The organism is Paenibacillus dendritiformis, from assembly GCF_015845845.1.
Lineage (GTDB): Bacteria > Bacillota > Bacilli > Paenibacillales > Paenibacillaceae > Paenibacillus_B > Paenibacillus_B dendritiformis_C.
In genome coordinates, this window is the sequence record NZ_LDIG01000063.1 from 1 (window position 1) to 20701 (window position 20701).

Annotated in this window: 20 protein-coding genes and 2 pseudogenes; 2 read left to right on the forward strand and 20 right to left on the reverse strand. The window is 55.0% G+C overall.

Annotated elements, in window-relative coordinates:
• Window positions 1-614: 614 nt before the first annotated feature.
• Together ABD76_RS03385 and ABD76_RS03390 are read right to left on the reverse strand one after the other, a co-directional pair.
• Window positions 615-1148 (reverse strand): annotated as a pseudogene (locus tag ABD76_RS03385) (MFS transporter); the annotation flags it as partial.
• Between the two features lie 49 nt (window positions 1149-1197).
• Window positions 1198-2307 (reverse strand): MGDG synthase family glycosyltransferase, encoded by a 1110-nt coding sequence (locus ABD76_RS03390; protein ID WP_197254300.1) that lies wholly within the window; start codon window positions 2305-2307, stop codon window positions 1198-1200.
• Between the two features lie 173 nt (window positions 2308-2480).
• Here ABD76_RS03390 and ABD76_RS03395 point away from each other — a divergent pair, with 173 nt between their 5' ends.
• Window positions 2481-3350 carry a metallophosphoesterase gene (locus ABD76_RS03395; RefSeq protein WP_197254301.1) on the forward strand — a complete coding sequence of 290 codons (870 nt, stop codon included), beginning with the start codon at window positions 2481-2483 and terminating at the stop codon, window positions 3348-3350.
• Between the two features lie 18 nt (window positions 3351-3368).
• Here the strand turns inward: ABD76_RS03395 and ABD76_RS29230 are convergent.
• Both ABD76_RS29230 and ABD76_RS03405 read right to left on the reverse strand, forming a co-directional pair.
• Window positions 3369-4018 (reverse strand): annotated as a pseudogene (locus ABD76_RS29230) (DUF2785 domain-containing protein).
• A gap of 39 nt (window positions 4019-4057) precedes the next feature.
• Window positions 4058-4627: a helix-turn-helix domain-containing protein gene (locus tag ABD76_RS03405; protein WP_197254302.1), complete on the reverse strand. Its 570-nt coding sequence runs from the start codon at window positions 4625-4627 to the stop codon at window positions 4058-4060.
• 115 nt (window positions 4628-4742) lie between these two features.
• Here ABD76_RS03405 and ABD76_RS03410 point away from each other — a divergent pair, with 115 nt between their 5' ends.
• Window positions 4743-5723: a DMT family transporter gene (locus ABD76_RS03410; protein ID WP_197254303.1), complete on the forward strand. Its 981-nt coding sequence runs from the start codon at window positions 4743-4745 to the stop codon at window positions 5721-5723.
• Window positions 5724-5791: 68 nt separating this feature from the next.
• Here the strand turns inward: ABD76_RS03410 and ABD76_RS03415 are convergent, their stop codons facing one another.
• From ABD76_RS03415 to ABD76_RS03490, 16 genes are all read right to left on the reverse strand, one after another.
• Window positions 5792-6538 carry a LytR/AlgR family response regulator transcription factor gene (locus ABD76_RS03415; RefSeq protein WP_197254304.1) on the reverse strand — a complete coding sequence of 249 codons (747 nt, stop codon included), beginning with the start codon at window positions 6536-6538 and terminating at the stop codon, window positions 5792-5794.
• 13 nt (window positions 6539-6551) lie between these two features.
• Window positions 6552-7730, reverse strand: a complete 1179-nt coding sequence (locus ABD76_RS03420; RefSeq protein ID WP_197254305.1) for a sensor histidine kinase — start codon at window positions 7728-7730, stop codon at window positions 6552-6554.
• Between the two features lie 23 nt (window positions 7731-7753).
• Complete coding sequence (locus ABD76_RS03425) at window positions 7754-8893, reverse strand: hypothetical protein (RefSeq protein ID WP_197254307.1); 1140 nt, start codon at window positions 8891-8893, stop codon at window positions 7754-7756.
• Entirely contained in the window at window positions 8886-9590 is a 705-nt protein-coding gene (locus ABD76_RS03430; protein ID WP_197254310.1) for an ABC transporter ATP-binding protein, read from the reverse strand. The genes ABD76_RS03425 and ABD76_RS03430 overlap by 8 nt, the downstream gene beginning before the upstream one ends.
• A gap of 15 nt (window positions 9591-9605) precedes the next feature.
• Window positions 9606-9785, reverse strand: coding sequence for a hypothetical protein (locus tag ABD76_RS03435; protein ID WP_197254312.1), 180 nt, complete (start codon window positions 9783-9785; stop codon window positions 9606-9608).
• Between the two features lie 316 nt (window positions 9786-10101).
• Window positions 10102-11064, reverse strand: coding sequence for a stalk domain-containing protein (locus tag ABD76_RS03440; protein WP_197254314.1), 963 nt, complete (start codon window positions 11062-11064; stop codon window positions 10102-10104).
• Between the two features lie 176 nt (window positions 11065-11240).
• Window positions 11241-12110 carry an SDR family oxidoreductase gene (locus ABD76_RS03445; RefSeq protein WP_197254316.1) on the reverse strand — a complete coding sequence of 290 codons (870 nt, stop codon included), beginning with the start codon at window positions 12108-12110 and terminating at the stop codon, window positions 11241-11243.
• 14 nt (window positions 12111-12124) lie between these two features.
• Entirely contained in the window at window positions 12125-12826 is a 702-nt protein-coding gene (locus ABD76_RS03450) for an NAD-dependent epimerase/dehydratase family protein (RefSeq protein ID WP_242069341.1), read from the reverse strand.
• A gap of 424 nt (window positions 12827-13250) precedes the next feature.
• Entirely contained in the window at window positions 13251-14030 is a 780-nt protein-coding gene (locus ABD76_RS03455) for an ATP-grasp domain-containing protein (protein ID WP_197254318.1), read from the reverse strand.
• Window positions 14020-14508 (reverse strand): 3-oxoacyl-[acyl-carrier-protein] synthase III C-terminal domain-containing protein, encoded by a 489-nt coding sequence (locus tag ABD76_RS03460; protein WP_338125026.1) that lies wholly within the window; start codon window positions 14506-14508, stop codon window positions 14020-14022. The genes ABD76_RS03455 and ABD76_RS03460 overlap by 11 nt, the downstream gene beginning before the upstream one ends.
• 125 nt (window positions 14509-14633) lie before the next feature.
• Entirely contained in the window at window positions 14634-15233 is a 600-nt protein-coding gene (locus tag ABD76_RS03465; RefSeq protein WP_197254319.1) for an undecaprenyl-diphosphatase, read from the reverse strand.
• Window positions 15234-15297: 64 nt separating this feature from the next.
• Complete coding sequence (locus tag ABD76_RS03470; protein WP_197254320.1) at window positions 15298-16032, reverse strand: ABC transporter permease; 735 nt, start codon at window positions 16030-16032, stop codon at window positions 15298-15300.
• A complete protein-coding gene (locus ABD76_RS03475; RefSeq protein ID WP_197254321.1) occupies window positions 16025-16945 on the reverse strand; it encodes an ABC transporter ATP-binding protein in 921 nt (306 codons plus the stop codon). The genes ABD76_RS03470 and ABD76_RS03475 overlap by 8 nt, the downstream gene beginning before the upstream one ends.
• 98 nt (window positions 16946-17043) lie before the next feature.
• Window positions 17044-18060, reverse strand: coding sequence for a sensor histidine kinase (locus ABD76_RS03480; RefSeq protein ID WP_197254322.1), 1017 nt, complete (start codon window positions 18058-18060; stop codon window positions 17044-17046).
• Entirely contained in the window at window positions 18050-18772 is a 723-nt protein-coding gene (locus ABD76_RS03485) for a response regulator transcription factor (protein WP_197254323.1), read from the reverse strand. The genes ABD76_RS03480 and ABD76_RS03485 overlap by 11 nt, the downstream gene beginning before the upstream one ends.
• Before the next feature lie 238 nt (window positions 18773-19010).
• Window positions 19011-20672, reverse strand: coding sequence for a 2-hydroxyglutaryl-CoA dehydratase (locus ABD76_RS03490; protein ID WP_197254324.1), 1662 nt, complete (start codon window positions 20670-20672; stop codon window positions 19011-19013).
• Between the last annotated feature and the right edge of the window lie 29 nt (window positions 20673-20701).

Consider the following 20701-nt stretch of genomic DNA (forward strand, 5'->3'; position numbering starts at 1 on the left):
TAATTAAACTAACATTGGACTGTAATAAGTCGACATGGGATCTCCTTCAGTTGATTCGCATCTATGCGGAAAAACCATGGGAAAATTTGATCGCTGCACTCAACCGCAAGCCGACCCGAACATCTAGGGGACGACCAAAGCGAAATGGGAGACGTCCGAAAAAGGCAACGAAGTCGATGAAACCGAAACTGATTGTGAGGTAATGACAAACGAAAAATACTTTTACATATAATGGATAACGCGCAGGGTCTATTTCCAGCTCGACTTTTTTAGACTTAGCGCGGACATTGCAGATGTAAATATATATCATATATTGATGTTAATTGAAATTAGATTATGAACTAACCGCTCGATGCAACGCTAGTGCGATATTTTACGAAATTCCTGCAATAGCGCAATATTTCCGCAGATTTTTGCTTTCTATCTATTGCATTGGCTTGAAATTCATGCGGTTTTGCAGGAATGCCTGTAACGGAGTAAACATCATACGGGAAAACTGCTTATTTGCATTTTTCGGCAAGTCGAGGCTTGAGAATCAGGAGGGCTGTCTCGCTGTAGCTAAATACTGCTTATGAGACAGCCCCTTCTTCGTTACTTATTCAAATTCCCAAAAGTTACTTCGTCCCGTGTCTCGCCACTTGACGGCTGATCAGGAGCATCATGAGGGCCAACGCGAGAAAATAAGCAGGCATCGTGAGTAAAGAATCATTGTGCAAGTAACTCATGCCGCTCGTAATCAGACTGACCACCACATAGTAACCTAATCCGAAAATCGCGCCCGCCGTACCAAGCACATCGCCATAATGGACGAGCGCCAAGCTCAGGCAGTTCGGAATCGCCATCCCTATCCCCAGCAAGAGGATAAAGATGCAGGCTGCCATGAGAACCAAGAAGACAGCGGACGGTCTGATTCCATACAGAGCGAGACCCGCAAGGCATGCAGCTCCGACAGCCGTCACGGTACAGCCCATCAGGATGATGCGTTCCGCCGGAAATCTCGCGACCATTTTTTTCGACAACATCGCCCCGAATATGGAAGACATCGCTACCAAAATACCGAAAAAACCGAACAACCCCGGGGTCATCCGAAAAAATTCAATAAAAATAAACGGCGCTTCGGCATAGTAGCTGAACAAGATGCCATTGGTGTAAAAGCCGCTATCATGCGGCTTAGTAAGCAAATGCAGCTCTGATCTTTTACTGCTGTTTGAGAACATGGCGAAGCGTTGATCTCAGATCCGATATTTCCCGGTGGTAAGCATTCATTTGCTCCGTAAGACGATCCATGACCGCTGTATTCCGGACCAGCTTGATTTGCTTGTCCATCGTCTCTTTGGCCCAATCCTTCACATAAACGATCAATTGCAGATCCAGGAGATGCCGCAGATTGATTTCTTCCTGCCCGGGCAAGGCATGGTAGACCAGGATCGGCATTTTTTTATATAAGCATTCGCTAACCGTTACTCCCCCCGGCTTGGTCAGTACCGCGTCGGCCTGATTGTATAAATCATTCATTTCCGCTCTCGATTCAATATAAGGCATCGGAATGATGCTGGGGCAGTTTTTCTTCTTCAAATGGCGATATAGCGCTTTATTCTTCCCGCATAACACGATATAGCGCACTCCCTCCGCCTTCCCGATCGTGCGGCACATCGATTTCATGACCCCCGCGCCGAGATTTCCCCCCGTAATCAAGACCGTGAATTCGGAATTGGTTTGCTTCCGTTCCGGACGCGAAGCGGTGAATTGCGGATGCACCGGTATGCCGGTGACGAAAATATGCTCGGCCGGAACGGATCGGTTGGTCAGCCAGTCCTTGATATGCGCATCCGGAACGAAATGATAATCGATTCCGTCCCTCCCCCACACATCATTGATAAAGAAATCCGTATACACATTGATTACCGGAATGGAAAGCAGGCCTTTGCGTTTCAAGCGATCAAGCAAGTAAGACGGCAGCGCATGAGTGCACAGGATGCAATCCGGCTGCCTTTCCCGTATCAATTGTTGCATGCCTCTCATAAAGATCATCTCATAGAGACGGTAACGCCTCTTAGTGCGGAGCTGGGAGCCGCAGCTTTTGCGGTACATCCAGCTGTAAGTGAGCGGCAGGAAGTGAATCCATTTCAAATAGGTCGAGGACACCAAGCCTTCCACGCGTCTGCCGTAGCTGTAGTCCAAAATATCAACGATGTCGCATTCGATGGACGGATCGATCGACAGCAAATGCTCCGCCAGCGCATCGGCGGCTTGATGATGTCCCATTTTGATTTGCAAAAAGGGCAGTAACAGAACTTTTGTGGCCATGTCCTTTCCTCCGCAGCCAAGCTTCCTCTTGAATGTTTAATTTGCGCCAAATCACCGGCCGCCATACATCAAAGAACATAGATCGAAGACGGAATACCATCCACTCCATGAATTACCGCAGACATGGACCTGCCGAACCTTATATACTGGTATATAGAAAGGAGATTTAAGCTATGCTATTATTTATGTTTATCGCAATCATTGTGGCTATGCTGGCATACCTTATATATAAAGCTCATCTGAATACGCGGCAAGTAAATATGAACAAGATCAGCCTGGAGAGCAAGGAACCGAATCGTTCCGGACAGGCCATTCATGTCTTGCATCTGTCGGACTTGCATCTGGAGAACATCTCGATTTCGCCGCATCAATTATTCGACAAGCTTGCAGACGAACAGATTGATCTCATTGCGCTTACGGGCGATTTTCTCGATCGGACCCGCTCTATACCGAAGCTGGTCCCCTACCTGAAGGTGCTGAACCGCCTCCAGCCGAAATACGGCATGTACGCGGTGTTCGGGAATCATGATTATGTGCTTAAAGGGAAGGACTTTGCTTCGTTGCAGCAAACCTTGGAGCGGAACGGCTGTAAAACGCTGCGGAACGAAAATGTCATGATTGACATCAACGGAACGCGGCTCAATATTATCGGGATCGATGACTCCAGCACGGAGCGAAGCGATCTTGCCGCTTCCTTCCAAGGGATCGAGCACGGATACCGCCTTGTGCTTACGCATGATCCGAATATTGTGCTGAACATGAGACGCTATCGGTTTGATTATTTGCTATCGGGCCACTTTCATGGAGGACAGATCCATTGGCCGAAGCCGTATCATTTGGCGGCCATGGGAAAGCTGGTCGGCATGAATATGATCAAAGGCCTGCATGTCTATGACGGCAAACCATTCTATATCAGTGAAGGCTTGGGCCAGACCGGAGTGAACATTCGCGTAGGCAGCCGGCCTGAAATAACCATCCACCGCTTGCCGGTGGCATCATCCGGATCGATGATGGAACAAGCAAAGACTCTGGCAGCTATGTAACCGCCAGAGTCTTTTTTGTCATACCGCAAATCGGTTCAATTTCGCCTCGGCGGCAACCAAGGCAGCCGCCAGGCCATTGTTGCAATCCTGCTTTCTTCGGAAAAAAAGGCAGCGGATCACGTTTTTGCTGTTCACCTGGGCGATCCTCTGACTCCGGCTTCTCGGCCGACTGCAGCATTGGGCCACGCCGCTTAACCAATCAACGATCTCCTGGTGTGGTAGAAGGCCCTGATCAATCATCGCATCCAGGATGGAGGCGAGCCGCTCATCCTCTTCCTCGTTGAAAATATGTTTGCCGTTGTGCAGCACTCCCTGGACTGCGGCAAGAACCGCAAGCTTTGCCGCAGCATCGCACTCCTTGCACGCACCAGTTCCGTCAAAGCATCAGCGGCATGAGCCGCGCTGTGAGCCCAGCCTCCTTCATTCACATAACCCCGCAGATCCTTCTCCTCCTGAACATAGCTTATCAATGAATGCTTCACTTGTTGGAATTCCGCAAGATCCAGAAATGGCTTTTGCCTGTGGCGCCTCAAGATCAACGCAATCGGCAGAACGGAGAATGACCGCGTAAATACAGTTGAGTCCCCCTCGCTGCCGATACGATAGAACAATTGCTGATCATCGGTCAAGACGGTCAACAGGCCGCGGAGCTCCGCTTCCGTATACACCTATTGCTTTTGCGCCCGTATAAGCTAAAATTCTCTCGCTCAAGGATAACACATCGTTAAATGCAATACCGCTTCCTCCGCGCCGGGATTATGATAGCGGTGGGATTCCGAAGCCGAGAATTGGATGGAATCAAAGGTTTGCAGCGCATACGTCTTGTCGCCGATCGTTAATTCGAGGGCCCCTGCCATCACCGTAACGATCTCAATCGTGCCGGCATGATGGTTCTCCGGAATGTATTCGGTATGCGGCTGTACATACGCACGATGCATCTCCAGCTTTTCCCTGACGTCGCTGAACATCGGCTCAAGCGTCCAGCCCGGATGGTCGCTGTCATATTTCGGCCCTTCGCCCGCACGGGAGATCGACACGGCATTTCCCGGCTTCAACAGCGCCATTAGCGGGACCTCCAACTGCTTCGAAATTTTCCACATCATCCCGATCGTCGGGTTCGTGTCCCCGCGCTCGATATTGCCGAGCGTCAATTTGCTTACCCCGGTTAGCGCCGCGAGCTCCTCCAGACTCAGCTTCCGCTCCTTCCGCAGCTTGCGGAGGTTGCCGCCGACCGACTGCATCAGCAGTTTCGTCTCATCTTCATGGACAGGCTTCATGCGCACCACACCTTTACCAGAGATTTGAAATATATTATAGTTTACTTTTTATTAGTTATGGTTTATTATTCTTTACTGTAGATGAATGAAAATGATTATCAATGAGGTGAGACAAATGAGAGCCATCATCGTTGGCATATTATCGTCGCTGTTCTTCTCGGCGACCTTTATTATCAATCGGGCCATGAATCTGTCCGGCACCAGTTGGGCATGGACCGCGTCGCTCCGTTTTCTGCTGGCGCTTCCCTTCCTGATCGCCATCGTGGCCTTCCGCGGCAACCTGGCGGGCCTGCTCCGCGAGATGCGCAAGCACCCGCTGCAATGGCTGCTCTGGGGCACGCTTGGCGGCGTCGGCTTCTACTCCCTGCTCAGCTTCGCTGCGGTCTTCGCCCCTTCCTGGCTCACTTCCGGAACGTGGCAGATCACGATCCTGGCGGGAGCCCTGCTGTCGCCGCTCTTTTTCGTGACCGTGCCCGCGCAGGAAGGGCCGCGCAAAGTGCGGCAAGCGATTCCCTATAAAAGCTTGCGTATATCTGTCATTATATTAATCGGCGTCATCCTGATGCAAGTGACCGAAGCGGGGCAAATTACGATGTCCGATCTGCTGGCGGGCTTCCTTCCGGTTCTCGCCGCCGCCTTCCTCTATCCGCTCGGCAACCGCAAGATGATGGAGCTGTGCCACGGCAGGCTGGACACCTTCCAGCGCACCTTGGGCATGGCGATCAGCAGCCTGCCGATAGCGCTGCTGCTCGGCCTGTACGGAACGGCAAGCGTCGGCTGGCCGACCGGTCCGCAGCTTCTGCAGGCGCTGCTGCTCGCCGTCTGCTCCGGCGTTATCGCCAGCCTGCTGTTCTTCCTCGCCACCGATATGGCGAAGCACAATAACATGCTTCTGGCAGCGGTCGAATCGACCCAATCCGGCACCATGGTGTTCACCGTGCTGGGGGAGGTGCTGCTGCTGAACGGCACATTCCCGCAAGGCTGGTCGATGGCGGGCATGATCATCGTCATCGTCGGCATGGTGGCAACCAGCTTGTCGGGCCGGAGGTTCGCGCCGGCGAAGCCTGCGGCTGCCGCCAAGGAGCAGAGCGCGTAAGGCGGCGGCTCCCATACATGGCGCAACCCTCCGGTAATGCCGCCGGAGGGTTGCGTCCCGTGTTCCGTTCATTTATCCGTCTGGGTCATCATCGCCTTCACGAGCCCGTTGTAATAGCGGAAGGAAACATAGCATGTCTCTCCGTTAACCATATGGATCACCCGCTTCAGCTTGTCTATCTCTTGGATATTGTTCACATTGACAATATACGCCTTGTGGCAGCGGTAGAACCGTTCGTCCAACTGCTTCTCCAGCTCCTTCAGCGTTCCATAGAACTCGATCTGCCGGTACCGCTCATGAAGCTTGATTTTATGCGGCGAGGAAGAAGTCTCGAAGAAGAGCACATCCTCATATTTCACATTGATAATGGATTCATCGGTCTCAATCGTAATCCTCCGGGGATCTGCCCCCTTCTTCAAATGGCGTTCATATGCTTTGCGGAGGCATTCCTCCAACCGCATCTGAAATTGCTCCGGATGATCTTTCATAATAAAATCAAAGGCTTCGACTTTGTACTGAAACGTCAAATAGCTCAGTTCCGAATGGGTGGTCACAAAGACGATCAAGCAGTCCGGATACTTGTCGCGCAGCAGCCCGCCGAGCTGGATGCCGTTCATATCGGCCTTCAGATCAATATCGAGCAGGAAAAGGGCCGGAGTGCCGTCACGTCCCGGCCGCTCCACCAGTTCGCGATAGTCGCCGGTAGCCAGAGCCACCTTCATATCCAGCTTCTGCTTGATAATGGAATGTGTGACGATTCGTTCAAGCTGTTCCCGCTGCCGTGTGTTATCCTCGCATATATAGACGCTCAACATGAGGCAATCCCCTTTATCCCGAAATATCCTTCCCGTGATGGAACTTCTTGATCCGAAGCTGCTGCATGAATGTCATGGCGGCAGGGTCGATCTCCGTGTTCAGAGCCGCATGAGGGTATTTGCGATCGAGCAGTTCCCGCACGGTTGACAGGCCGAGGCCCCGATTCTCTCCTTTGGTGGAAAATCCGTATTCGAACATTTTATAAAGCGGAGGGATCTTCTCGGAGCAGCTGTTTTTGACAATGAAAAGCGTGGAATCCTTCGCGGCTACGATGCCAAGCTCGACCCGCGGCTCCGGCGTCTCCAGCGCCGCCTCGATCGCATTATCCATCAGAATCCCCATGATTCTGCACAGATCAATCGCGGACATGTCCACCTCGTCAATGTCTTCCGCAATGTCGATAAAGACATCGATTCGCTCCGTCAGAGCTCGCAGCATTTTGGAGGAGAGGACCCCTTTGAGCGGCGCGCTCTTGATATGTCCGAGCAGGGACAGTCTCGTATTCATCCGGAACAGCTTCTCGGAATACGCGCATACATCATCATAGAAGTATCGCTTCAGCTCCGTATAGTTCTCTTCCTCTATGAACCCTTGGAGGGTAGATAAAATGTTGGCATAGTCATGCTTAAATGCCCGCATATCATGCAGGACCGCTTCCAAGGAGGCCGCATACTCCTCCATCTGCCCCAATTCCCGCTCCATCTGCCGCTTCTCCATTTCCTTCGCGAACGTGTACGTATATAACCGGTGACTCGTAAAAATGACGGCGATATACACGACCAGCAGCAGAGTATGCAGAAGCATGCCGTCCACATCGGTCGCGTCCCGGTAAAAGATAAGGGAAAGATATATCCCTCCCATGATCATGCACATATTGCCGAACGAAATAAAGATGCGCTGCCGCAAAGAAAACACATGCTGCTCGCCGCGGCCCTCCCGCTTCGCTCCGTCCGCAAACAAGCGCCCGATCAGATAAGCGACGATTCCGATGAACGCGAACAAAAATAACTGCTCTGCCGCCGGATGATGCATGTTCAGCAGCTCTGACCATACGATGTGGCTGATCTGCAGAGCGAACAGAAAGTTCACATAGTTCAGCACGCCGAATAGCAGCGATGCTGCAATGTCCTTGGTCCGCATATACAACAGCAGGAAGAATAAAACGATGATCCATGCCGTGCTCATATCCATGTTACACCACCGGCTTCTCTTTTCTAGGTTGCCCGGACCGAGTCTGCTCCCTTCCGAATCGCGAACAGGAAGCCCCACGTCAAAAACAATTGGGCAGCGATGATCCCGGGTATCGACACATATGAGTATACCATCCAGGTTGCCGATACGGCCATCGACATGGCCCAGAGCGCATACTTGCGCTTATGCTCGAACATCTGGCGGGTGTGGCTCCAGTTGAAATTCGGCCGCTTATAGTCGTAATACAGCTTGATGAACGTAATGAGAACGAGCGAGCACAGCATGACGGCGAGCAGCCCTGGAGAATACCCCGCCGGATGTGAGGCGCGGACGATCGCATAGGCAGCCGCATACAGCGGCAGCGTAATCGCAAGACTGAATATATATTTCCCCGCGAACAGGCTCTTTACCGATACCGGCAGCGACAACAGCAGCTCGCGGCAGGGCTTCTCATAGGAGAACAACACGCCGGGCGTCGAGCATGTCGACAGCAGAGTCAACAGGAAGAGCGCCAATTCGCTGTCCGCATCGGAGACCGTAACGGCGTTCCAGAGGAAAAAGAGTATAAACAAGGAATACCCGATATGATTCACAAGGAGCACTTTATCGCTTGCGAAGCGGACGAATTCCCTCTTGAGCCAGTTGAACTTCATGCTCGATCGCCTGGACGGGAACCGCAGGAAGCCGCGTTCATAAGCGAAAATAACGGCGCCAATGCTGACGAATGAAGCGGCCCACCCGACGATGGCGCATGCCGCCCCTGCCAAGACGGATTGCAGAAGCGTGAGCCTCCCGCTATAGGCGCTTACGGCAAGAATAGACAGGACAATGGGCATGACGCGAAGCGCATAGGTCTTGATCCATAACACGAGCGCATACTGGAAAATGAACGTTCTCTTGTCTATCGGCAGAGACAGCAGCAGCTTGTACTTCCGATCTCTGATCTTGGAGATGGACGACAGCGCCGATAAATACAACGCAGCCGCAATCGTCCCCTTCAGAAGGGTGCCGAGCGATTGGAGGCCGAGAGCAATATACGGAGCGGGGATGACGAACAGGATGACCGCCATGACGGCAGCGATAGCGAACAGTTCCCTGCTCCAATTTTTATTCTTGGTCTCGTCGAGCAGCAGAACTTGAAACACCGATGCCGGGTTATTCATGGCCAATCACCTGGAAGAAACGCTCTTTTACCGAGCGCTGCTCGCTTGTCGTGACGCATTCCTTGATGGTCCCCTGATGAAGAATGAAGGCTTGGTCGCAGATATGGTCTACGATCGGGAACAAGTGGGTGGACAGCAGCACCGCGTTCCCTTGCGCCGCATAAGCCCTGAGTTCCTCGTAGAAGGTCTCGATCGCCACCGCGTCCAGGCCCACTAGCGGTTCGTCCATAATAAGCAGCGGGCATTGAAGCAGCAGCGCATTGATCACCGCCGTCTTTTGTCTGTTGCCGAGCGACAGGGCTCCGATCTTCCGATGAAGGAAGGGATCGAAAGAGAAAGCCGCGCATAGTTCCGCCAACCGGGCTGTGTCAAGCCTTTTGCCGTATAAGCGGTGCACCAGTTCCATAAAGGCGATGGGCGGCATCTCATCGAACAATTCCGGATGATCCGGGATAAAGTATCGATGGCGCTTCAGTCGCAACGAATTGCCCGGAGTCAGCTTCTCGCCGCAGTAGCGAATCTCTCCCCTATATTGGCTGTGAATCGAGGCGAGAATATGGAGCAAGGTTGTTTTTCCCGCTCCGTTCGCGCCGAGCAAGGCGCAGATGGTTCCCTCCTCGACCCGCAAGTGAACATTTTCGATAACGTGCTTATTTTTCGTATACCAACCATATAAATGGTTCACTTCCAGTATCATCGCATCCACCCTGCCTTACTTGTCCGGATGTTTTAGGGCGCCATAGAGCTTGAATCCCATTCCAAGCGCCACGGCAAACGCCACGATCGAGAGCAGGAGGCTTCCCTTGATTGCATAAATGACGCCTCCCGCCCCCCATACGGCGAGCATGATGACGGCAAAGCTTATTTTTTTCTTTTTCGTATCCAGCAGCATCGCTGACCCCTCCCTAATGAGTTGATACGTTTATTGTACTTTTTCGCGGGAGGAGATCTGCCGTTCTGTCCTCAAAGGCATCGTATTCGTGCCGACAGTCATCGGGCGGCAGCCTGCCATGACGGTCAAGACCTCAAGAGGCACGTTCAGGATGCGCCTGCCTCCAACCAGGAGCTCTTCCAGGCTGGAGCGTTCGCATGTTCGCGGCAGAAGAAAAGGCATGCCCCGAGTTCTCCCCTGGAAGGGGTGATCTCCCAAGCATGCCTTTTCCTTTTCCTTTTTCATATCTTCTTCGTTATGTTCTATCTCTTGTTGTCTATTCGGATTGCTCTTCTTGAATTCCTATGACGCCGGTCGGATCGATGCCCGTCTTCACGCCGAAGACATCGGCCAGCGAGCCGAACGGAAGATAGATCTTGCCGTCCTTGACGATCGGGGCCGTTTTCAGTTCGACGTTCATTTTGCCGACGGCGGCCGTCGTCCCGCCTTCCTTCAAGGCGATCCATTTCGCGCCGCGCACGAATTCGAAGGCGCCCGTATCCTTATTAAGCTCGACTGTGTAGCCAAGCGCCTTCCCGATCGCTTCCGCCGGCACCATCACGTCATCGTTCGTCGTGAATACGTCCTCAGACGGGACGCCGATGCCCTCGCCATTGACGACAATCACCCAATGCATGCCCCCGAAGGAATCTTCCGGAAGCTGATCCGGCCGGCTCTGTATCGTGACATCGCCTTGCTCGTTCAAGCTCACGTGCGCCTTCAACACTTCGGCTGCAAATTGCAGCGGCACGTACATCCTATTTTCTGTGATCACGGGAGCTTTGCCGAGCTTGATCGGCATCTTAGCGTAGTTGTACTGGTCCTTGTTCAGCTCCACGCTCGTCCATAGGGCGCCCTTCACGGCTTCGACCGACTTATTCTTGGCGTTCCATGTCAGTTCGTACCCCATCCCTTCCATGACCGGCCGCAGCGGAATGAGGAGGTAGTTACCGTCCAGGACAGCGCCGGCATCGACGTTCTGGCCGTCCACGGTCAAGCTGTACCGCTCGGAGACGAGTTTCAGCCAGTCCTTGTTGAGGCTCGTCTCGCGGGTCGTGCCGATGATTTCTCCGTTCTCGTTATGGACGAATTGCTTCACATATTCATCATAAAAATTACGTTCCTGCTCAACGGGAACTGCCGTCCCTTGATCGTTCATCGCGCTCGCCTGCGCGGCAAAAGGTTGCGCGCTCATCAGAGCGATCGCCAAAGCGATGGAAGCGGTAATGGTTTTGTTCATTCGATGTCATCCTCTCTGGAGTGCAGGTCATATTATGGACTCCAATTGCGCAATTGGTTGACCGCTTTTTCACACTCTCAGACGGAGATGATTCATGCAAGGTTGCACAGAGCGAGCGAATTTTTTGACAAAGAGCATTGGCAGAGAGCCCTAATCTCTTGCTCACCCTGGCCAGTTCAGCGAAGGAGGCGCAGGATCAGCTTCTCAATCAGCGTCCACGGCAGAAGCGTCTTCGCGGCCAGGAGCAGGCGCGCCCCGCTCCCGATCGGATAGCGGAAGCGCGGCCGCTTATCCGCCGCGATGCGGCCGATCAGATGGGCGACTTCCCATGGATCGGCCTTGGAGGATGCGCTTTGCCGGGAGAAGCGGAGGATGGTCTCCAGACGACTCCGGTATGGGGAAGCATCGTCTGCCGCCATAGACGAGAATCCTTTCTCCCAGATATTCGTTGGATACGAGCCGGGCTCGATCAGCGTCACATGGACGCCATACGGCTTCATTTCCAGCCGGAGCGACTCGCTGAAGCCTTCGATCGCGAACTTGGCCGCCGCATATGGCGCGTAGCCGGGGAACGCGATCCGGCCGCTGATGCTTCCGATATTGATAATCGTGCCGCGGCCTTGCTCCCGCATATGGGGCAGCACCGCCTTCGCGGCGGCAATCGCGCCGAACACGTTCGTCTCGAATTGCGCGCGCCATTGCTCCATCGTCACTTCCTCCACATAGCCGCCCTGCGCGTATCCCGCATTGTTCACGAGCAGGTCGATTCGGCCATAGGTGCCGAGCGCATGCGCCACGGCCGCTTCGATGGACACCGCATCCGTGACATCGACCCGGCGCACTTCCAAGCGGGACTCCACGCCGCGCGCAGCCGCCAGTGCGGCCAATGCCTCCGGCCGGGACGTACCCCGCATCGTCGCGATGACCCGGTAGCCCTGTTCCGCCAGCTTCACGGAGGCCAGCATGCCGAACCCGCTCGAAGCGCCCGTAACCAAGGCTACAGGGCGATCCGCCGCTTTGCCTCCATCGCGCATTGTCTTTTCCATCGGTCTCCCCTTCCCTACAGCTTGTATTTGCGCATCACCGGAATGCCGACGCGCGTCAGCAGATTCGCGAGCGATCGCCACGCGAGCCTCGTGCTTAACGGCAGATGATCGCAGAACACGGCGCTGTACTCAATATCCGCCCGCAGCGCGATCCCCATCGCCTCCTCCTTCCTGACGCCGACCGAATAGCGCGTGAACGAAGGCTCCCCGTTCAGCTTGAACAGCCGGTACGCCGCCTCCATTCCCGCGGCCATGCCGATGGCCGTCCGGTACGGCACGCGACGGAACCGCGGCGTCTCCCCCATCTCCGCGAACAAGCGGTTCACCGCGTCGACGAACCGGATCGGCTCGCCGTTGCTGAAATCGAAGTAGACGCTCGGCGTCGAGACTAATACGAACCGCTGCGCTCCGTGACGCTGCGCGGCTTCAATCATATGCTCGGTGGCGGCGACGTTGCCCGCATAGAAGCCGGCATACGTCCCCCACACGGTGGACAGCCCCGCGCAGTGGAACACCACATGCTGCCGTTCGCCCGCGCGCGCCACGGCATCCTTGTCGCAGAGATCCAACGGAAGGAAGCGGATGCCGGCGGCTGTTAACAGCGCGCCCCGCCCCTTGTCGCGGCCGACGGCGGTGACATCCCAGCCCGACTGATGCAGCCGCCGGGCCAGGCACATGCCGAGAAACCCCGTCGCCCCGGTTACCAATGCCTTCATGTCGCATCACCATTCCATTCCAGATCGATTGTGCTTGCTTCTGTCGGCGGAACGCCATGCTTCCATCCAAGGCGAAGCAGGCTGAACAGCGCGGGAACTTGCCCCAGGACAGGCCAAGGATCGCGAGCCCGGTACAGCACATCCCGGCTCCGGCACAGCGCGCGCAGCGCTTCCTTGCGCTCCGTCCAAGCCAATCCGCGGCGAAGCAGGCACGCGGCCATCGCGAACCCGATCATCGCCTGGCGTCCGCCCGCGGGAGCGATCGCACGCTGTTCGCGATCCGGTTCGGCGCCGCGCAGCACCGCTTCCGTGATCCCGTCCTCCGAAGCGAACAGATGAATTCCGCTCGTCGCCCTCGGATTGCATTCGATCGGGAACAGCGTCCCGTCGGGCGCCTCGATGAAATCGAATGCAATCTGCCCCGTCAGCCGCTCGGCCTCCGCGAAGCGGCGAACCCAGCGGAGCGCGCCCGGGTGGTCGAGCGCAGCGAACTGAACGGCCGCGCCGAGGCCGGCCCGATAGCGGGCCTCATAAGCCGCATCGCCACCACGCGCCCGTGGCGCACGATGCTGTAGGTGCAGATCGGCGCGCCATCGATATATTGCTGCAGCACCCACGGATTCGCGGGCGACAGGTTCGCGGGCGCTTGAATATGGCCGCGGCCCGGCCGGGGGCTGCCGATCTGCACCTGAGAAGCGAACCGGGAATAGGCCGGCTTCAGCACGACCCGTTCCCGGTCAGACCAAGCGGACAGCGCTTCCCTCAAGTCCGCCGGCGTCTCAATCAGGCGCGTGTCCGGAACGCGGATGCCCCGGGAGGCGGCGGCCCGGATGAAATCCCCCTTATGGTGCAGCCGCAGCAAAGCCGGCAGGCTGTCCGCGAACAAAGCGGCGCCGGCTTCCTCCAGCCGCTCGCTGTGCCGGGCCAAATAAAAAATCTCCTCGCAGGTCGGCACGACCAGCGCAATCCGATGCTTCGCCACCGCCTCCGCGACCGCATCGGCAAACGCTTCCGCCCCGAACCTCGGTGCCGGCACGGTGAACGCGCCGGCCACGGCGCGCGAGTAGCGGCTCACATAAGCGGGCAGGCTGTCGCAGACATAGACCCGGCACTTCGCCGCATGCATGAGGCGAGCCCACTCGAGCGCGGCCGGCGCTCTCCCTCCGGTAATGAGCACGGCGGCTGGTTCCGCTTCAGTAGTCAATAATCATTCCTCCAAGCGTCAGCCCCGCCGACGTCCCGAGCAGCAGGATGCGGTCCCCGCGCCGAAGGCGTCCCTGCGTCATCACTTCATGCAGGCCCATCGGGATCGAAGCCGCGATCGTATTGCCGTGATTCGGCGTAATGTACAGGAGCTGCTCCTCGGCGATGCCGAGCTTCCTGCCCAGCAGCCTCATCGTCATCGCGCTTCCTTGATGCGGGATGACGAGGCGGAAGTCAGCCATCCGCGCTCCGGCCGCCTCCAGCAGCTCCTTGGTGAAGTCCGGCAGCAGCTTCGAGGCCAACCGGTAAATGGCCTGGCCGTCCATCCGGAACAAAAACTGCTCGCGCGCCGCTTCGTTATATGCCGAGGCGTGCAGCCTTGATCCGCCGCCGCGGATTTCCGACAGCTCGGCGCCATTGGCATAGGTGCGGATGGCCTGCCATCCTTCGTAATGACAAGCACCGGCTCGGCAGGCCACTTCCGATGAAGCGGTAATGTCATCATTATCACCTCTATAACTCTAAATTACTAAAGCATATTCATAGCGGGACAATGATGCGTGTATGTTTGCAATGGGGTGTAACACTGCCGGCCAAATAGGTTTTATTCTCCGAAGCTGTCGGATTTGCTGTTGATCGGCAGGATGCGCCGCTCCGCTCGTTCGTACAGAGCGAGCAAGCGCTTGACGAACCCGAGCTTCGGAACGAGCCAGTACATGACCAAGGCGGACACCATGCCCAATAGCGCCCCTGCCGCGATATCTACCGGATAATGAACCCCTACCCAGATCCGGGAGACGGCTACGCAGCAGGCGAGCCCCAGCCAGATCCACCCTTCTTTCCTGCGAACGAGCCAGAAGGACACACAGACGGAGAAGAAGAGAATCGTATGATCGCTTGGAAAAGAGTTGTCGATAGCATGGTCGATCAGCTTGTTGACCTGCGGAAGTTCCGCGAACGGCTGATGATGAGAATAGAGCTTCCCGGCCGCTTTCCCCATGATTTCCGCCAAAATGAACGCAAGTCCTGCCTGGATGACCATCATTCGATTCCGGCCGCTTCGGTTGAACCAATAGACAACCATCGCCAAGGCGAGCGCGTACAGCATATATTCCGCCACGAAGACGGCGGCGGGATTGAGGGCAGCGAATTGCTTGCCCAGATCATTAATGGCGCGAAAGATATCTATGTTCCATTGAGACAAAATGACCTTCCTCCTCTATATTGTATTTCTATTTCTATATGACGACAGAATCAACAGTTCGACTTCAATGAATGTCCGTTTTGTTGAAGTACACGATCGTGGCCATCAACCCGATGACTGCGGCGGCAATAATCACCGCATAGGAATACAGCGGAGGATAAGCGGGAACGAAGCCGTTTTCCGCGATTACATGGACCGCCGACCACGGAAAGATCGCCTTGTATTCCCGGTTGGCCAACGCCACGTTCCCCATCGTAATCACGGCCGTAAAAATAATGGTCGGCACATAGTTTTTGAACAGAAAAGAAACGAACATCGTCGGGGTCGACAAGAGAAAGAGCAGACTGCCCCCGATAAAAAACTTCTTCAACGAGTGCAGCACAACCCCGGCAGTCAAGCCTTCAAACTGCCCCAGCAATCCGAATATAAACATCAGTCCCCACGACGTAAAGGTCAATACCATGATCCACAGGAACAGCAGCACCAACTTGCTGGCAATGAGGCCGGTTCTGGACACCGGGATCGTCAACAGATTTTTCAAGGTGTCTTCCGCATATTCGCGGTTGAACAGATAAGCCGTGATGACGCCGTACAGCAGCGTCCCGATAAGCAGGGTCGTATACAGATTGGTCTCCGACCACGCGTCGCTGAATAAGACGGGCATGCCGGGCTTTTTGGCCATGTAATCCAGATAGCCGATAAAGACCAAAATCGGGGCGGCCGCCGCTCCAATCAGGCTGACCATGAACATTTTGGCCCGCTTCAGCTTCAGAAGCTCGGTGCATACCAAATTAACCAATCGTACCGCCCCCTATCAAGTGAATGAAATAATCTTCCAGTCCATCTTCGCTCAGCGCAATTCTCGTCACTTCGATCTCATGCTCGACCAGCATCTTATTGATCTGCCCCTGTTGACCGAGATGCGAATACACACGGATGATCCCGCCGTCCTGCACCTCATAGTCGGAAATGCCGAAATGCCGCTCCATCAGCATGGCCGCCCGATTATCATTCGAGACCTGGAACTCGAGAAATTTGCGGTTCCGCCGCCGAAGCTCGGCAAAGGAGAGCTCCTCCAGCAGCTTGCCTTGATGAATAATCCCGATATGATCGGCCAATTGCTCGACCTCGGATAAAATATGGCTCGAAATCAGAATCGTTATTTTGCGTTCTTCGGCCAGCGACTTGATGAGCTTCCGGATCTCCTTGATGCCGATCGGATCCAAGCCGTTGGTCGGCTCATCGAGGATAAGCAGCTCCGGATGATGAAGAATGGCGCGGGCGATGCCCAGCCGCTGCTTCATTCCCAAGGAATATTGGCCGACCAGCTTGGCGGGCTCATGCTGCAGCCCGACGATCTCGAGCGCTTCTTCGATGGCATTCTTTTTATGAACCCCCATGAGCTTGGCATTGATGAGGAGATTCTCCCGGGCGGTCAAGTTTTCATAGAAGCCCGAGAACTCGACAATAGACCCTACTCTCCTTAAGATCTCCTTCTGCTTGCTGTGCAGATGTTCCCCGAACATTTCGATCTCCCCGCGCGTCGGCTTGATTAACCCGAGCAGCATGCGAATGGTCGTTGTTTTGCCTGCGCCATTCTGGCCGAGGAAGCCGTAGATCTGCCCCTGCTTCACCGTCATGTTCATGTTGTCTACCGCGGTTTGATCGCCATAGGTCTTCGTTAATCGGGTCGTCTTGATAATTGCGGTCATTGCTGCACCTCCTGCTGCGGCGCGATGTATTCGCCAGCCCATACCTCAATGATAAGCAGGCGATTTTAAATGCCTCTTAATCGGTTCTTAATTAAATCTTAACTGTGCTTCGGAAGGGAGAAGGTGAACGAGGTTCGTTGTCCCGGCTCGCTTTCCGCCCATATTTTCCCGCCGTTCTTCTCGACCAGCGCCTTCGCGATGGCGAGCCCCAGGCCGCTTCCTCCGTACATCGGGCTGCGCGACCGCTCGGTCCGGTACATTCGTTCGAACACTTTGGCCAATTCATCCTCCGGGATGCCCTGCCCCTTATCCCAGATGGTCAGATGATACGCTCCCGCATGCTCCGCCAGTTCGATGCCTAATGCTTGTCCGTCGCGTCCGTGCTGCACGGCGTTTTTCATCATATTATTCATGATTCGCTGGAGGCTGATCCGATCCGCCGTAACGAAGCATTTGTCCTCGGGAATGGATGCGTTCAGCTTCATGTCCGCCTGCTTCAGCTCGGGGAGAAACGCGATGACCGCCTCGCGCGCCATTTCGGCCAAATCGAGCTTTTCCGGCCGGAGCGGAACTTCGTCCGCATCCAGCTTGGCCAGATCGAATATTTCATCGATCAACTGCTTCAACGCCGTAGCCTTCCTCAAAATAATGCCGACATATTCTTGCTTTTCTTCGCGGGAGGCCGCGATATCATCGTTCAGCGCATCCACATATCCGATAATCGAGGTGAGCGGCGTCCGAATATCATGGGAAATATTGGACAATAGACTTTTTCTCGCGGCTTCGGATTTGATCGTCTGCACCCGAATTTTATCCAATTGCTCGATCAACTCGTTGATGGCGAATATGACCTCGTTGATGAACGGCTCTTCATTCGCCAGCAGGCGGGTGTTCACATTCCCGCTCCCCGCCCGCTTCAATGCCGCGGACATGTCCGCCAGCTTCGCTCTGAACCGAAGGCGCATGAGCAGCAGAATAACCGTGATCGCCGCCAGCGCAATAAATAAAGCCCCGTGCAGGAATCGGCGGGGCTGGTTCGTCGCTTCTATCGCAATAAGACCGGTCATAAGCAATAATTGCGCGCCGAGAAGCAGGATCGTTGTGTCACGCTTCATCTTTTTCACCTGCAAACTTGTACCCGATTCCCCACACGGTCTGGATCCATTTCGGATCGGACGGATCGGCTTCGATCTTCTTTCTGAGCTTGCGGATATGCACCATCACGGTATTGTCGTCTTCCAAATAAGCGCTGCCCCACACCTGGCGAAAAATTTGCGCCTTCGTAAAGACTTGCTCCGGATGGGAAGCCAAAAACTTCAACAGCTCAAATTCCTTGGCCGTCAACGCAACCTCTTCTCCCTCTATCGTCACCGCATATTTTTTCAGATCGATGGTCAAGCCTTTGTACCGGAGGTGCGGCTCCTCCTGGCCGGCGCTGCTGTTGGCCTCGCTGCCCAGCACCAAAAACCTTCTCAAATGGGCCTTGATTCTCGCAACCAATTCGTTGATGCTGAACGGCTTCGTCATATAATCATCCGCTCCGATGCCCAACCCCAGCACCTTGTCTATCTCCTGGTCCTTGGCCGTCAGCATCAGAATCGGAATATTGGTCTTCTGGCGCAATCTCCTGCACACTTCAATGCCGTCGATTTTCGGCATCATCAGGTCCAGCAGGACCAAATTATATTTATGGCTCTCGAACAAACGTAGGGCCTCCTCTCCATCGGCCGCCGTATCGGCCTGATATCTTTCTCTTTCCAGATACGTTTTAACCAAGTCTCGGATTTCTTTTTCATCATCGGCTATCAGCACGCGAATCTCTTCCATCTTCTCACCGTTTCCACAAGGTTATTTGCAGTCATTGATAACATGCTCTGATCCCGGGGACGAGACACGATGCCGCCAGGCGGAACATCGCGTATGGCCGCTCTTGATCATTCGTCCATGATCATATTACAGGATAACCGGCTTGTCCGCTATCAATGTGACGGAAATGAAAGACTCTGGCTCATACAAAAAGGCTGCCGGAAATGTCCGGCAGCCTCTTCCTAAGCTGCATCCCTGCTCATCGCGATGACCGCGGCGACAGGATCCGCAGCGATCGGGAGAGCCAGCTTGCGCCCATCGCGCCATGGATTAACCGATGAACCCCATATACGCCATTCGCCGCCGTGCATGCGACGACATGACGGCTTGTCCGCAGCGAATGGGTAAAGCACGAACGTTCCCTTATTTTTTGCAGATGATCTTCGGTCATGCCTTTTTTCGACAATGCCTCGTCAAATTCTTGCTGTGCCGCCTGCTTGGCTTTGAACAGCATCATCTGCACCCGGCTGTACACGTTGATCGCCCCGTCGCCCGTCGTCTCGATCGGCAGAAAGATCGCGTCGGGATATTTCTCGGTAATTAACGATTGCACCCCGTCGGATACCCCGGAAGATGGCATGCACCCGAACGGCTTGACGGAGATCGTCATGTTCACCTTCCGCTTCTTGACGTTCAAGATCAGCTTGCCGACCTCCATATGGCCTTCTCCGCCCCGCAAATGATTATTGTAGTGCTCATGGGCGACCCGGGCAATCTCCTCCATGTCGGGCAGATGATAGCGATACAGACCGATGGTCCGCGCATACGCGTGGAACATGACCCGCAGGACGCGATCGGCGAGCCACAGCATCCGCAGCCGCTTCTGCGGATTTTTCCCTGCCAGGCCATGCTTCCCGGAGTCGGCTTGACGAAGCGTCATCCGCTCCTTCGTATCGAAGCGCCCGGACCAGATCAGGAACAAGATCCAGGCCGTCATCGACTGCACTTCGACCTCGGCCCCTTCGCTTTCCAGGAAACGCTGCAGTTGATAATTCCCGTCTCCCTCGGTAGTCATCGCCCAGAATTCGCCGAGAATGCTTACTTTCGGTTTGACCCTGGTCCGGTCTACCGGAACGGCCTGCAGTTCCTTGCGGCTCTTGAGCAAGGCCGGCCGCAGCCGTTTGCGTTCGCTCATCGCTTCATAGAGATACCGCTTGCACCGTTCCAGCGCGGCATCCGTCGCGCCGGGCTCCACTTCATAAGGGCGGATACGGTACGCGAGCGCATTCAAAATGTCTCCCAGAAGCACGGCCTTCAAAAAGCTGAGAAAAAACGCGGTATCCAGCTTCAAGGCCGATTCGCTGCCGGTCGCCTGCTTCAGCCCGTCGGTCTGCTGAAAAATGAGAACCCGAAACCCGTCAAACCCTGCATCGCGCAGCGCCTTCCGGTACTCCGTAACATAGGTTCCGAAGCGGCACGGGCCGCAGGAACCGCTCGTGACGAACAAATAGCGGGAGATGATCTCCTCCTTCGATTTCCCCTCCACATCCCGCAAGTGATGCAAATATTTGATCAAATTGCCGACCGTGAAGTAGGTTGGATTGCACTGCCCGCGGTTGCCGAACTCTTTCCCGTAGCGAAGGGACTCATTGTCCGGACAATCGAGATGCTTTACCCGATACCCCAACCCCGTCAGCGCGCCCTCGACCAAATAATCGTGGGCCATCGTCAAGCCTCCGAAGAGAAGGGTTGTCGTCGCTTTGTCTTTGGCCAAAAACTGCCGCGGCACCGGATCGAACCATTGGCTCATGGTCTGCTGATCCAGGCCGAGCGCTTTTTCCTGTTCCTTCTGAAAGTTCAGCATCATCTCTTCGATAGACGCCTGATTTTTGTCTCTTTGCTTGCTTCCTGCAACAGACATTTCCTGACTCACTCCTTCGTTATTCGTTT